Below are 14,989 nucleotides of genomic sequence, written 5' to 3'. Positions count from 1 at the left end.
TAAGCGAGTAAGCGAGTAAAATATAGAAAGGGTTGGCTTAATACGCTAACCCTTTTTCATTTAGTGCTAATTCAACAATTAAGAAGCCAATTGCTTTATCTGCTCAACAATTGCCTTTAGGCCGTTGCCACGTGAAGGGCTTAGGTGAGCGATAAGACCGATTTGCTCGAAATAACCATCGATATCAAATGATTGGATCTGCTGTGATGTTTTGCCATCAAAAGCAGCCATGACCAAAGCAATCAAACCACGCACAATGCGTGCATCGGAATCGGCACAGAAATGCCAAACATCCCCGTCTTGCTGAGCAACCAACCACACTTGGCTTTCACAACCCGCAACGGTGACTTGTTCACTCTTTAGCTCTTCAGGCATTTGAGGTAGCTTTTTTCCCCACTGAATTACTTGGCGATAGCGGTCTTCCCAGCCACGAAACGTTGCCATTTTCGCAGCAATATCTTCACTGGTAATGCTGGTTCCGAAAGGAGATTCTGGATATGCAGTCATGAGTTCCCCTTCCTTATTTCTTGTACTTTTGAATCAGTTTTTCAACAATGCGCGATACAGCTACAAAACCAAAAGTAGCGGTCACTACCGTCGCAGCACCAAAGCCGGTTGCACAGTCCATACGCTTTGGACCTTCAGCCGTCGCTTTCGCAGCACAAACACTGCCGTCAGCTTGCGGGTACTTCAACTGCTCGGTTGAGAATACACACTCAATGCCGAACTTACGCGCAGGGTTCTTCGGGAAGTTATGATGACGACGTAATGTGTCTTTCAGTTTCTTCGCCAATGGGTCTTGAATCGTCTTTGTTAAATCTGCAACTTGAATCTGCGTTGGATCGACTTGGCCACCAGCACCACCGGTTGTGATCACTTTAATCTTGTTACTACGGCAGTACGCCAGCAATGATGCTTTCGCCTTCATGCTATCAATCGCATCCAACACGTAATCAAGCTCTTTGGTGATGTAATCAGCTTGATTGTCTGGACCAATAAAGTCATCAATCAGATTCACTTTACACTCAGGGTTAATCAGCTTAACGCGCTCAGCCATAACCTCAATCTTGCTCTGACCAACGGTGCCTGTCATCGCATGAATCTGGCGGTTAATGTTCGTCACACACACATCGTCCATATCGATCAGTGTAAGTTCACCCACACCAGTACGTGCTAACGCTTCCACCGCCCATGAACCGACGCCACCAATGCCGACCACACATACGTGCGCCGCTCTTAGGATTTCGACTTCACTATTGCCATACAGACGACGAGTGCCGCCAAATCTTTGGTCATAATTTTTAGAAGCTGGAGTGGTCAATTCACGCATTGTTGCCGCCAATTTTGTTGCATTAGAAAAAGAAAGAGTGCGTTTTATACGCACTCTTGAATAAAAAGTCTAGGGGATTAGCCGCTGTTGTTCAACGTACTCCGTTACTCGCTCTTTTCGGGAGGCAAAGCCCACGGCGCTTCAGTTGCGCTGCCGTCTAAACCAAGTTTCCAAACACGCCCAAAGTGTTTGTAATGACCCGCTTCAGTACCGGCTCTTGCGCCCATACCGTGGTAAAGATCGAGGTGGTTCTGCTTCACCGCACCACCTGTATCAAGCACTAATAGCAGACGAAGTTGGTGAGCCCCGCTCCAAGTACCATCGGCATTCAATAGTGGGACTTCCGCGAGAATCGGAGTGCCCATTGGTAGGATCGTTCTATCACCCGCAACTGCAGCCATTGGCAACAGTGGAATACCGGCACTTCCCATAACGGAGAGGTCTTCATTCGCCTGGAAGAAAACAAACGATGGGTTTTGCTCTAGTAGCTCTTTAACCACATCTGGGTCATTAGCCAACACCCACTCTTTAATCGCTTTCAATGACATTTTTTCACGCGGAACCAATCCACGCTCAATCAGTACACGACCAATGCTGACATAAGCCTTGTTGTTCTTACCCGCATAAGCGAAGTATTCAAGGGTATCGTCATCACCAAAATGAACAAAGCCACTGCCCTGTACTTCCATCATAAACGGGTCAATGCGATTCGCAGCATAGCCAAGCTCTAACCCAAGGCCATCTAATGCACCATCGTAGATTTCAGCACGCGTTGGACACTCTTTGCCGCAATTAGGCAGTGAATAGACAGGATAGCGATACTCTTCATTTGGCTCATGACGCAATTCCATCACTGGCGAGAAGTACCCAGTGAATAACACATTACCTTGCTTGTCACCGCCACCTAATTGCGCAGCCTGAACGCCATAATTAGCCAGCTGCTTAGGGTCACCACTTTGTAGAGCCCACTCGTTCAACTGCTGATATAGAGGTTCGTAGATCTTTGCCATCGAAGGAGATTTAGACACCACCATTTCAGCTTGTTCAGAAAACGCTGTGTAGTCTCTAGGGGTATTGGTTTCTATCTGCTCGACCTTATTTAAAGTACGAGGAAATTCGTCATCGAGATATTGCTGAGCGCGGTCGGTTGGTTGCGCACAGCCGAAGAGTACAGAGGCCGAAACCAGAGGGAGCCATTTTTTAATCACAAGAATCATCCTAAATTTTCTATGCAACGAGGATGACAAAAACAGCTGAATAACACAATCTAAGTTTGTAAGAGTTTACAGTAAGATAACCTATCGCACTGAATGGTCGCTGTAGCCTTTTAGGCGAAATACCGGATTGTAGTAGGCGTCGGAGTCGAGTCTCATCTCAGTATTTTCTGAATTAACCATCTTAAAGCGGTAAGTCGTCCCTGCAGAACTGTACTCGAAGTAGTCGCCATTGAAAGCAAAGTCAGTTGCGATAACAGAACCGCCTACCGAGACTCCGCGCTCACTCAGCACAAACTCATCCGTCGCATAGTGCGCGACATTCTGTTCAACCCAAGTCCCGTAAATCATATTGTTCGGAGTAGATGCCGCTTGCATTCGAGCGAAAACATCTTGGTATAAGATCACCACAGCAATCGAGCCTACAAGCGCAAGTAGCATTAAGCTGCGCTCTACAAACTTACGCTTAAAGTTGGCGTTTTTCTGCTTATCAGCCTCGCTATACAAGCTCTTTGTGATGTCGTCGATTTTGTTCTTACTTACTGGGGCTTGCATAACTATTACTACTCGAATTGAAGCAACTCATATTCTACACTTAATAGGATTACAGAATAAAGTATGCATTAAGATAGTTTGCACCTTATTCCAAAAATCCCCTTGTTTATTTTTGAATAAAAATGTTAAATTCAAGAATAAATAACCAGAACGGATTCTCTCTGTGAAATTACGAAGTACTGCCTTAGTTAAAGGCTTCAGACAATCGACCCCCTATGTGAATGCTCACCGTGGAAAAACCATGGTCATTATGCTGGGAGGCGAAGCGGTGGCCGATCGAAACTTTGGCAATATTATCAATGATATTGCACTTCTTCACAGCTTAGGAGTAAAAATCGTCTTGGTTCACGGTGCTCGTCCACAAATCAACGAACTGCTCACTAAACAAGACTGTCATACTCCTTACCACAAGAATATTCGAGTCACAGATGAGTATTCATTGGGTGTGGCAATGCAAGCGGCCGGGCAACTGCAACTTGCGATCACCGCCCGTCTATCAATGAGCCTGAATAATACGCCAATGGCGGGCACACAGCTCAATGTCATGAGTGGTAACTTTGTCACAGCTCAACCGCTTGGAGTCGATGATGGCACTGACTATTGCCACAGCGGCCGTATCCGTCGTATTGATATTGAAGGGATCAACCGCACGCTAGATCAAGGTTCTATCGTCTTACTTGGTCCAATTGCCAGCTCTGTCACTGGTGAAAGCTTTAACCTACTCTCGGAAGAAGTTGCCACTCAAGTAGCGATTCGCCTCAAGGCTGACAAATTGATTGGTTTCTGCTCTGAGCAAGGGGTTATCGATGCCAATGGCAATGTGCTTGCAGAGCTATTTCCTAAAGATGCCAAAGAGATTTTAGAGCGCTTGACTCAATCACAAGATCCAAGTGAAGACATGAGCACCGGTACATTGCGCTTCTTGAAAGGCGCGGTTGCAGCATGTCGAGCAGGCGTTCCACGCTGTCATTTGATCAGCTACAAAGTAGATGGCGCCCTGATCCAAGAGCTGTTCTCGTTTGATGGTATCGGTACCCAAGTTGTGATGGCGAGTGCTGAACAAGTAAGACAAGCTCAAATCGATGACATTGGCGGTATCTTTGACCTGATTCGTCCTCTTGAAGAGCAAGGCGTTTTGGTTCGTCGCTCCCGTGAGCAGCTTGAGCAAGAGATCCACCGTTTCACCATCATTGAAAAAGATGGGTTGATCATTGGCTGTGCTGCCCTTTATAGCTATCCAGAAGATCACATGGCAGAGATGGCATGTGTAGCGATTCACCCTGACTATCGAGACGGCAACCGTGGGCAACTTCTGCTCAATTACATGAGACACCAATCCAAATCGCAAGATATCGACCAGATCTTTGTCCTCACCACTCACAGTTTGCACTGGTTCAGAGAACAGGGCTTTTATGAGATTGGTGTCGATGAACTACCTATGGAAAAACAGGGGCTGTACAACTATCAACGTAAGTCAAAAATCCTCGCGTTGAACGTATGACCCCCAGTAACAACACCGACTGTTCATAAAGTAATCCACGTTTTCGCGTGGATTCTCACTTTTGAACAAAATAGATTGCAAATGTAATCGATTACCATATGTGTTTTATAAACTATGCACTTTTATTCACAGCAATAGTTGTATAGAATTTACCCGATTTATATTCTCAGTAAACATTGATTGGAATCGCCTACATCGTCGATGTTGGTACTTGCACGGATTGCTATAACTTTAACAACGCAGGCTTAAACTTTAGCTATGCCCGTTAATAACAAAAAGCAAAAAGAGCATATTGATATGAGAACCGTTATTTGTAATTCGCTACAAAGCTTTTGGGATATGGCTGATAACCAATTTCTTGAAGGGTTAGACGTCCACTGTGTTTTTCCAGTGACTGATAACTTGAAGGAGTTTATCTTGAACTGCCAAGCAAAATACAAGATAAACCATATCTCTTTTACAAGAGCCTTTCTGAGTAACGACTAAGCCGCTATTGAACAAATGAAATAGCTGAATAGACCTTACTCAAGAGAAGCAACCAGGGATGGCTGCTTCCCCTCATACTCTCTACTCTAATTTAACGCTCACTCATTCTTGCCTAAGCGTACCGCCAAGCCGCTCACCCGCTGTGTTTTTACCTTGATACTGCGTTTGAACACAGAGCTGTCTGTAAACATCATCAGGCGAGATTTCGCACGTGTCACTCCGGTATAAATCAGCTCTCGCGTCAGTATTGGACTGAACTCCGGCGGTAATATCATCAAGGTTAAATCAAACTCACTACCTTGAGATTTATGGATCGTCATCGCATAAGCGGTCTCGTGCTCTGGTACTCGACTTGGAAGCACCGCTTTTACGCTACCATCTGGCAACTCAAAGTAAACCTTGAGTCTCGGTGAAGAATCATCATCAGTCACGGTCGAATCCAACATGCAGAGACCAATATCACCATTGTATAAACCAAGACCATGATCATTGCGAGTCACCATCACAGGACGTCCGTGATACCATAGTTCATCGTTGTGTGGCTTCACGAGTCGTCGTGCTGCCAAAGCGCGCTCAATACGTTGGTTTAGCCCAGCAACACCAAAGTCACCATCACGAACTGCGCACAGCAGGCGGCACTGACTGAAGAGATCGAGAGCCTGTTTGGCGCGAGCCTCTTGCTTTTCATCGTCAGCCAATGGCTGATTAATGCAGTTGAGATAAGCGCCATATTCATTGACCAAGGTGCGCAGCATCAGGTTGTAACTATCACTAGAGAGCGTGTGATGCTCGATATCCGCAAAACCTTTGTTGAGCACGACATCGACCTGTGCAGCCGAACCTGCATTGATGGCTTTCGCAAGCTGACCAATACCAGAGCGTGCGTCAAAGCGATAACTCTTCTGTAGCATACATAGACTGTCAGCAACGGCTGGCGAGTTAGTCACACTTTTCGAGCCTGTGTTATTACTCGACAGCGCATTAAATCCGGTCAATTCAGCAATCAGGCTTCCTTGATTGGTACTGTAACCATGTGCGTTGAAGGCACAAATATCGCCCAATACCGCACCAGCCTCAACAGAAGCAAGCTGGTCTTTATCCCCTAATAAAATTAAGCGAGCATGAGGTGGTAACGCGTCCACCAACTTATACATCATAGATAAGTCGACCATCGAGGCTTCATCGACGACCAGAATATCCAAATGCAGTGGGTTGCGACGGTGATGTCTAAATTCGGCTCGATTCGGGATCGCGCCAAGCAAGCGGTGTAACGTGCTCGACTCGGTTGGGATATTCTCTTTGACGATAGGCTCGACAGGCAGCTGATCAATCGCCTTACCAATCGATTCCGTTAAACGTGCAGCCGCTTTACCGGTTGGCGCAACCAATTTAATTGTCGGTGTTTTTCCCAAATTCAACGACTGCTCTACCATAGCAGACAGAAGTTTCGCTACCGTGGTCGTTTTACCCGTACCCGGTCCGCCAGAGATCACCGCAAAGCGTCGACTCAGTGCCACGGCCGCTGCGACTTTCTGCCAATTCAAACACACTGAGAGAGGCACCAAATCATCCAACACGTTTAGATCAGAGACCTGAGTCGCTTGGGTGACAACCCTGTCGATTTCACTCCAATTAAGCTCAGCTTCCGAGACCACGTCTAAATGGTCACACACCAATTGTTGGCGCAAGACTTGGGAGCTTTGACCATTCGCGCTGGCTTTGGCGAGTGCATTAAACAGAAAGTGATAACTGCGAGCAAATAGCTGATTCAGAGTTTGGGTTAGGGCTCGCTTCTGCTCAAGGTTAAACTCAACAGGAAAACTCAAGCGATTGAGTGCTTCTGCCAGTACGACTTCGTAGTTCCAGTAACGCTGTAGGTAGACTCGCTTACCATCAAACATTAAAGGCTTAATGCACTCATTGCTTGTCCCTACCAGACTCGAATTATTAAGAATCGCTGGCCAATCGACGCTTAACAGGCGTTGATTGAGTTGCAATGCCGCTTCACCATAAAGGCCAAGTAACTGTGCCAAGTCAGCGGGTATATTTGATTGATAATGATCACTCACTGTCAGCTGCATACAGATATGACCTTTGCCTAGCTCATGACTGGCAACACCAGCAAGAAACCCAAGTTGTTGAGCCGAATCGGACTCTTGTGAGTAACCACTCGCTTGCTGGGCAATAAAGCGAGCAAATTGATAGTCAAGCTGACGAATAGTCCCCTTATCAGCTAATAGCTTTAATACATCCAACAGCGGCGCTTGGTTTAAATCAATGGGTGTCATTATATAAGCTCCATCTGTCCAGCTTGGTCATCATTTGATTGAGAAGTTTGGCGATCAACGATTCTTCCATCGATCAATTGGTCCATTTCGTTAAGCATGGCTTCACTTGGTTTCGCAGAAAATATTCCTTGCTGAGATTGTCCATCCATACCGCGTAAGAACAGGTAATAAACGCCACCGAAATGTTCTTGGTAGCTGTAATTAGCGATGCGACTGCGCAAGAAACGATGTAGAGCCAGTGCATAAATTTGATATTGCAGGTCGTAGCGGTGATCCGCCATTGCCCCTTTAAGTGCGTCGCCGTGATAAACCGCGACGTCATCACCTAAATGATTCGATTTCCAGTCAAGTACATAGTATTTGCCCTCATGTTCAAACACTAAATCGATAAAGCCTTTCAGCATACCTTGTACCGTATGGAACCCAAGATCACCCGCTTTCGCAGAAAGGGGATCATGATATTGAATCACTCGATTGAGCTCAGACGATGCCAAAACCTCAATCGGCAATAAAAACTCCATCTCAACCAAACGCTGTGATTCGTTTTTATCGCTCAATTTCAGATTTTTACCATCCAACGCGGTATTGAGCACCGTGTCCACTAACTGCTGCAGGACTGGCAACCACTCCATCTCATACTGTTCGAGTTCCAGTAAGTGAGTGATCACTTGCGTATTGTGTTCACTGGTTGCCGGCTCTGTAAACTCAACGTCTTCAAACAGAGTATGCAAGAACGTACCCGGCCTTGCGCCACGAGGGAAGGTAAAGATAGAACGTTCAGGTTCGATCAATTCGCCCTCGTCCTGCTCATCCGCCGAGTCGATATCAAACCCCGATACTTCCATAGTGGCATCATGGCTCGCTCCATGACTGCCCTGCTTGACCAAACCAGAGTAACTGGTAATGCGCCAAGCGCGGTCAATGGAGGCTGCCAGCTCTTGCGCCTGCAAATCGGGCTGCGGTTCTAACTTGGCAACAAATGGCTGTTCATGCTGTATTGGTGTCTCACTCAAGGTAACACTGTCGCCATTGCTCTCTAAGCTTGCCAACGCTTGTTGCAGCTCTGCAATGGTGCTCTCCTTACCATTTTGCACAAGATAGCCCATCGCACTCAAATGAACGCCCGTTGGCTCTTTGGTTGAGCGCCCTTTTCGCAGCGGCGCCATACCAATGAAACAGCCATAAACAGCACGAGTTAGCGCTACGTAGATCAAACGTAAGTCTTCCGCTAAGCGCTCTTTATCAGCTTGCGCCAAGGCATCATCGCTCGCGGTGATATCCAGTACCGTTGTGTCTGTTTCATGATCGTAATATTTGCCTTCACTCGCTTCGCGGTAGCTGGCAACAAAAGGTAAGAACACCAAATCGTATTCCAAGCCTTTCGATTTATGGATAGTAACGATTTGTACCAAGTTTCTTTCTGACTCAAGGCGTTGAATATCGTCTTCATTACCACCTAATCCGTTTTGCGCATCAATGATGGCTTCCGCCAACCAGCGCAACAAACCATAATCACTGTCGAGTTCTTGTCTCGCCTGTTGCAGCAACTCACCGATGTGCATCAGATCCGTCAGTGCTCGCTCGCCGTTCTCTTCTTCCAAAAGTCGCTCGGCAAGATGGCGCTTACTCATCACCGCGCGCAGCATAGGTAATACGCCACGTTGCAGCCACAATTTACGATACTCACGGAACTCATTGACCGCATTTTCCCACACCACTTCATCATTATTGAGTTGATCCAGTGATGCGGCATCAAGCGCAAACAGCTCCGAAGCCAAACAAGCACGTAGCGCACGGTCATTGTCAGGCGTCAAGACCGCTTGCAACAAACGCTGAAGATCTTGAGCAACAAGGCTGACAAACACACTGTCTCGGTTAGAGAGGTAGACACTGGCAATACCTTGCTCTGCGAGCGCTGTTTTAATCAAGCGCCCTTCGCTACCCGTTCTTACCAAGACGGCAATATCACCCGCTTGAATCGACTTCTGTGCTTTGCCGTTATCAAAATATGCTTGCTGCTCCTGAGAAGCGGTCAGAATGGTCTGAATTTGACTCGCCGTCGCTTCTGCCATAGCGGCATGGTATTCACCTTTTGGCAGCGGTTTGTCTTCTGCATCTTGTAACCAAAAGGTCACCGCTGGCTGAATCTTGTCACCCAGCATCCATTGACGCAGATCGGCATTTGGGCTCGCGGCGACGGGTAAGAACGGGATATCGTCATCATAAATAAACGGGCTATCTGAGCTGCTAAATATCTGGTTCACCGCACTGACCATATCGGCGCTCGAACGCCAGTTAGTCCCCAAGGTATAGTGAGCACTCACCTGATTACGAGCCTTGATGTAAGTGAAGATATCCGCACCGCGGAAGCCGTAAATCGCCTGCTTAGGGTCACCGATCATAAATAAGCCACATTGAGGGCTATCGAGATAAATACGACTGAAAATGCTGTATTGCAGTGGGTCGGTATCTTGGAATTCATCAATCATCGCAACAGGGTAAAGAGTGCGAATTCGTTCAACCAGTAGCGACTGCTCGTCTACATCAATTGACGCAGACAGTTGAGTCAACAAGTCATCAAACGAAAGCCACTGTTTCTGTTCTTTTGCGGCCGCCAGCATGGTTCGGCAGTGTGTGATAGCATGAGCAAGCAGCGGCGCTTTCATATCGGCTGGCTGCGCTAGGAACGTATCGATCGCCTCAAAAACATCATGACAAGGTGCGGTACCTTTCGGCGTTTTTTCGTTCAGCGTCGATTGTGCGAACTTCTCGAGTTTATCTGGGTACTGATAATCGTGAGTCTCGCTTTGTGCCCATGCAGTTACCGCCTCTAACCAAGTTGGCAGAGATTTTTTAGTGTAGCTGCGCTTATTAACATCAGAACCAGAAATAATCGGCAGAAAATCATCTTGGGATGCCAACCACTGTGCTTTTATAGCTTTGATTTTATCAAGGTTACTGTTGTGAAGTGATTGCAGATCGCCAGACATTGCTTCCACTGTCAGCTTCAACGGCGCGCCAGTCAGGTAGCGATTCACGTCTGCCAGCAAAGCCGATGGCGAGCCCCAGATATTACGCACTTCACCCGCCAATTGAATCGGTAGCGGGTAGAACTGCTTACGCCAATAATCGGCAACGACTTGCGCTTTTAAATGGCTTTCATTGGTAACAAATTCATTGTCAAAGCGGCTGCCCGATTCAAACGCATTTTGCGTCAGCATGCGTTGGCAAAAACCGTGAATGGTGTACACTGCCGCTTCGTCCATCTGTCTTTCAGCATTCAAAAGAATGGCTGCAGCCTGAGCATGATCTTGGATTTCATCCAATAGCGGCGATATCACAGGATCGCTACTCTGGCCTCTGGCAAAGGCAATTCGCGCATCGTGGATTCGTGCGCGGATACGATCTCTCAGCTCTGCCGTCGCCGCTTCTGTAAAGGTTACAACCAGAATTTGGTCAACCGTTAGAGGCTGTTGGTGTCGACTTGGCTCTTCACCATTCTCACCGACTTGAGAGGTTCCGTGACCTAAGAGTAATCGTAGATACAAGCCAGCTATCGTGAAGGTTTTACCTGTGCCTGCAGAAGCTTCGATCAATCGCGCCCCATGCAGAGGAAACGTCATGGTATTAAGCGCTTGTGGCGTGATAGCGAGATCACGATTTGTGGTAGTCATACCGAGCTGCCTTATTCTTAATTATTCTGTTACAAATGTGACCTAGTATCAAAAACGTCATTCAAATCAGGTCTAGTGCCAATATCTTATTAGGGAGTGCGATCTCTCTCACGGATCAATTTGGTGCACGTCGTTACTATGCGCCCACGAGTTCAGACGAGCGGATAATATTTCGCCGCCAAAGAACCAAAAGAATAATGGTCCCTCTGACCTGTGGCCGTACAGCGAACGCCCTACACTAATAATGATTTACTGGCGGCCACTTTAATTCCTGTACTTGCACTTCCGCACTTCCCTTGCTTTCCAGTACTTCCTTTTTCAGGTCTATAATCTTTCTAAAACCCCAATAAGCTTCCCGTACGCATCGGCGCAATTGGCCCAGCTTTGGCGATCCTGACGATCGCCCTTGGTTACTCTTGATCATTGGGATCAACCACAGCTAAGCGTGCAGCTTGCATAACCAGTGTCGAATAGAGTCTTGCTTCCGCTGCTAAGGTTTCATCCCATTTTGGCCAAATCCGAGAGATATAGCTGTCGCGACCTTCACCCGTAAAGGCGTAACTGTCGTTGAAAGTATCCGCCATCTTCTTCAAAGACTTCTCTTCATCATCGACCCATTTACCTCGGCTAAAGCCTGCTTCAACACCCGCCAACGCCGTCTTCGGGAAATAAGGTAGAGGGGTTGTCATGCCTTGATAAAACAGACGCACTAATTCTCCAAGTGTCTGTTTTGCTTGGGCTATGTCGTTGATAGGTTGCAAGGTAAGATGAACAACGCCCTCTTTCTTGTCATAACCAATAATGTGTGTGGATTGCGCTTTGCCCATAGCACTGCAACACAGGTGATCAATCCAAGCTGCTAGGTAGTCTTGCGCTCGGATCTTACCGCTGCGATAACGCACCAAGCCGGATTGATAGTTGTGTGTTAACCAGCCCGTTAGCTTGACGCTTTTCCCTTCACCAAGACTGTCGATCGCCACGTTGACTTCTAAATCCTCTTGCGGCGCTCCGGTAACGAACTGAATCTCTTTGGCGAGCTCTTCGGCTTGCACACGATTAGTCTCAAACTCAATGTCGCCAAATGCCCCTACCGGTAATCGACCTTGAGCTTTCTGTTTCGCCACAAATCGAGCAACGGCCTCGTCCGCCGATTGTGGGTTATCAATCAAGACTTGCAGTAAGGCATCTTTCAGCTGATAGCTCTCAAGACCATTCAATACAAATGGCTCATCATCTTCCATAACGGGTAACGGCGGCTCAAACACCACTTTTAAGCGGCGATTAAAGAAGTATTGAACCGGAAGACGCCAGAAACGTTGCAGCTCCACCAAGTCCAACTCTTGAGGGAAAGTCGCCCCTGCAAGATAGTCTTCTAACGCGCGGTTGAATTCACCACTGCGCTCACCAGCACGATTGGCGGCGGGCAGCCACTCTTTGGCATAACTGAGTTGGGTATTATCTTGGTTTAGCATAAAGGCGCTTGGACTGAATGGCGTCATGGTGTGCTCAAACATTTGCGCTTTGCTTAGCTTACGCCCCGACTCATCACTGCCAAGCGCTTCATCACCCTGTAGGCAATAGTTTTGCTCACAGTACTCAATCAACTCTGACACCAGTACCGACGGTACTCGTTCGGTGTTGTCTTGAATAGAACGACCAACATAGCTGATGTACAAGCTCTCTTGCGCTGATAACATCGCTTCTAAGAATAGATATCGGTCATCATCGCGACGAGAACGGTCACCCGGACGTGTGCGACCATTCATCAAATCAAACCCTTCCGGTGGCATTGAGCGCGGATAAACTCCATCATTCATACCCAATAGACAGACGGTTTTGAACGGAATCGAACGCATTGGCATCAAGGTACAGAAGTTCACTTGCCCTGCTAAAAAACGTTGGCTGATGCGTGCCCCAGAAAGCTTGTTATTGAGGTACTGGTAAACAATGCTTGGCGACAGTTCTTGCTCGAACAAGGCATCATCAAGTTGTTCATTCAACTGACCAAGCGCATCTCGAATCGACTTCAATACCACTTCGCCTTCTAGCTCGACCGTAAAGAAATCATCGATTAGATTCAGCAGCGTCTCACGCCACAACTCAATAGATTGAGCTTGATTGAGTCGCTGACGATAGTGAGTAATACGTTCAATAAAGTGCGCCAACTTACCCGCAAGCTCTGCGCTCATACCCTGCACTTCATCATAAGCAGCTATCGGTGAGTCAGCGGTTTCAAATAGACCCGCTGATTCAGACATCGCATAACCCAGTAGCATACGCTGCACACCAAACAACCACGTATTTTGCTGCGTCTCAGGTAGGTCAAATTCGGTCGCCGTGCTGCCATCCACCCCCCAGCGAATCCCGGCTTCTTCTACCCATTGCTTAGCTTGTTCGAACTGATACTCATCAATATCAAAACGCGCCATCATGGCTGGGATCTCAAGCAGTTCAAGTAATTCAGAAGCAAGGCATCGACTCTTAGGCAGAGCCACCAGCTGCATGAAGGCGGTTAAGATAGGACTTTCTTGATCGGCGGTTCTATCCGAGATGGAGTAAGGGATATAGCGCTCACCCGGCGCATTACCAAATACCGCTTGGATGGCGGGACTGTAAGCATTGATATCTGCCACCATCACAATAATATCGCGTGGCTTTAGGCTTGGATCGGCATCAAACATTGCCAGCAACTGGTCGTGAAGCACTTCCACTTCACGCATTGGGCTATGACACGCGTGAACCGTCAGCGAGCGGTCACCAAGTGTAATGCTCTGCTTATGAGCGCTTGAATCTAGAATATGATCATCTTGATGCTCTTCGAGCTCTAAAATATCCGCTTGTAGCTGATGCAACAGACTATCGCGTTCAACATCAATGAAGAACTCATGCTCTTCACATTCAGATTGCGACAGTAGAAATAGGTTGTCACGGCCAAGCTTACCCATCGATGCCAATAAACTGTTACCCACCGCTTGGCTGGTATGCAGCTCATCTTCGACGTTGGCTTCAAAGCCATCTTTTAATGGTGACACCTCGCCCTCTAACTGAGGCAAACCATCGACCAGTGCAAACTGCTTACGACGCTGCGCTTCAACTCTTGCTAGATATTTTCTGTCTCGAATGTCGCCCCAGTAGTGCTGACACGGGTTCGTAAACATTAGGTGGACATCAATATGCTCACCCATAGCTTTAAGGGCATCCATATAACGCGGTGGCAACGATGAGATACCAAACACGAAGAGTCGCTTAGGCAAGTGTGACAACTGCCCTTTCTGCTGAGAAAGCGCTTCAATGAAGTCATGGTACAAGTTACCACGATGATACTTGGATTGACCTTGAGATAAGGTCTGCTCATACAGCGCTTGCCATAAAATCGGCTGCCAAGGATGCTCTTGGTTGCCCTCTGCATCTTGCAGTTCAGCAACGGGCTCGCCCGCTTCCCACGCCGCCATCCATTCAGGGCGGTACACCAAGTAGCCATCAAAGATATCGGCAATTTTTTCAGCCAGTTGATACAACTTCGAGCTATCGGCGTCGTTTTCTAGGTAACGCTGCAGTGGCAAGAAATCTGGGTGGTCAAGCTTAGCGGGAAGAAGACTCATCAACTTCCATGTCATTGCTTCTTTGTTGAAAGCACTACGCTTTGGCACATCAGGAAGGACTTGAGTAAACATCTCCCAGATGAAGGTCGCAGGCAGAGGGAAATCAATGTTTGCTGCAACACCAAATTCTTTGGCCAGCTCCATCTTCAACCATTGAGACATACCCGGGCTTTGTACCAAGATCTGTTCTTTGTCGAATGGGTTCGCCAGAGGATCACTCTTAATCAAGTGAACGAGGAGGATTTTTAAAGTATCAACTTTATTGGAATGGTAAACAGTAAACAAAGTGCACTCACGCTAATCTTGCCACAATATACAGCCAGATTAGCATAAGTGCTG

At 47.3% G+C, this 14,989-nt stretch carries 9 protein-coding genes; 2 read left to right on the top strand and 7 right to left on the bottom strand.

Annotation, left to right across the window (positions count from 1 at the left end):
- Positions 1-78: 78 nt before the first annotated feature.
- The 4 genes from csdE to KI655_RS23110 all read right to left on the bottom strand — a co-directional run bounded on the left by csdE (position 79) and on the right by KI655_RS23110 (position 3,099).
- Positions 79-507 (bottom strand): cysteine desulfurase sulfur acceptor subunit CsdE, encoded by a 429-nt coding sequence (gene csdE / locus KI655_RS23125; RefSeq protein ID WP_285409023.1) that lies wholly within the window; start codon positions 505-507, stop codon positions 79-81.
- Between the two features lie 13 nt (positions 508-520).
- The gene (tcdA, locus tag KI655_RS23120; RefSeq protein ID WP_285409021.1) at positions 521-1,330 is read right to left on the bottom strand and encodes a tRNA cyclic N6-threonylcarbamoyladenosine(37) synthase TcdA; all 810 of its coding nucleotides are present in this window, start codon (positions 1,328-1,330) and stop codon (positions 521-523) included.
- Between the two features lie 104 nt (positions 1,331-1,434).
- Positions 1,435-2,547: a murein transglycosylase A gene (gene mltA, locus KI655_RS23115; RefSeq protein WP_285409020.1), complete on the bottom strand. Its 1,113-nt coding sequence runs from the start codon at positions 2,545-2,547 to the stop codon at positions 1,435-1,437.
- A gap of 81 nt (positions 2,548-2,628) precedes the next feature.
- Positions 2,629-3,099: a DUF2850 domain-containing protein gene (locus KI655_RS23110; RefSeq protein ID WP_285409018.1), complete on the bottom strand. Its 471-nt coding sequence runs from the start codon at positions 3,097-3,099 to the stop codon at positions 2,629-2,631.
- Positions 3,100-3,262: 163 nt separating this feature from the next.
- On the opposite strand from KI655_RS23110, the gene argA reads away from it, so the two are divergent.
- Together argA and KI655_RS23100 are read left to right on the top strand one after the other, a co-directional pair.
- Positions 3,263-4,600: an amino-acid N-acetyltransferase gene (gene argA, locus KI655_RS23105; protein ID WP_285409017.1), complete on the top strand. Its 1,338-nt coding sequence runs from the start codon at positions 3,263-3,265 to the stop codon at positions 4,598-4,600.
- 297 nt (positions 4,601-4,897) lie between these two features.
- Positions 4,898-5,086, top strand: a complete 189-nt coding sequence (locus KI655_RS23100; protein ID WP_285409016.1) for a hypothetical protein — start codon at positions 4,898-4,900, stop codon at positions 5,084-5,086.
- Positions 5,087-5,184: 98 nt separating this feature from the next.
- Here KI655_RS23100 and recD read toward each other — a convergent pair whose 3' ends face one another.
- From recD to recC, 3 genes are all read right to left on the bottom strand, one after another.
- Positions 5,185-7,374, bottom strand: a complete 2,190-nt coding sequence (gene recD, locus KI655_RS23095; protein WP_306416390.1) for an exodeoxyribonuclease V subunit alpha — start codon at positions 7,372-7,374, stop codon at positions 5,185-5,187.
- On the bottom strand, positions 7,374-11,048 hold the full coding sequence (gene recB / locus KI655_RS23090) for an exodeoxyribonuclease V subunit beta (RefSeq protein WP_285409014.1): 3,675 nt from the start codon (positions 11,046-11,048) through the stop codon (positions 7,374-7,376). The genes recD and recB overlap by 1 nt, the downstream gene beginning before the upstream one ends.
- Before the next feature lie 410 nt (positions 11,049-11,458).
- Positions 11,459-14,935, bottom strand: a complete 3,477-nt coding sequence (gene recC / locus KI655_RS23085; protein ID WP_285409012.1) for an exodeoxyribonuclease V subunit gamma — start codon at positions 14,933-14,935, stop codon at positions 11,459-11,461.
- Between the last annotated feature and the right edge of the window lie 54 nt (positions 14,936-14,989).

It is taken from the genome of Vibrio sp. D404a (assembly GCF_030248535.1).
Classification (GTDB): domain Bacteria; phylum Pseudomonadota; class Gammaproteobacteria; order Enterobacterales; family Vibrionaceae; genus Vibrio.
The sequence above is the reverse complement of the archived record's forward strand: the minus strand, read 5'-3'. Positions and strand labels throughout refer to the sequence as shown.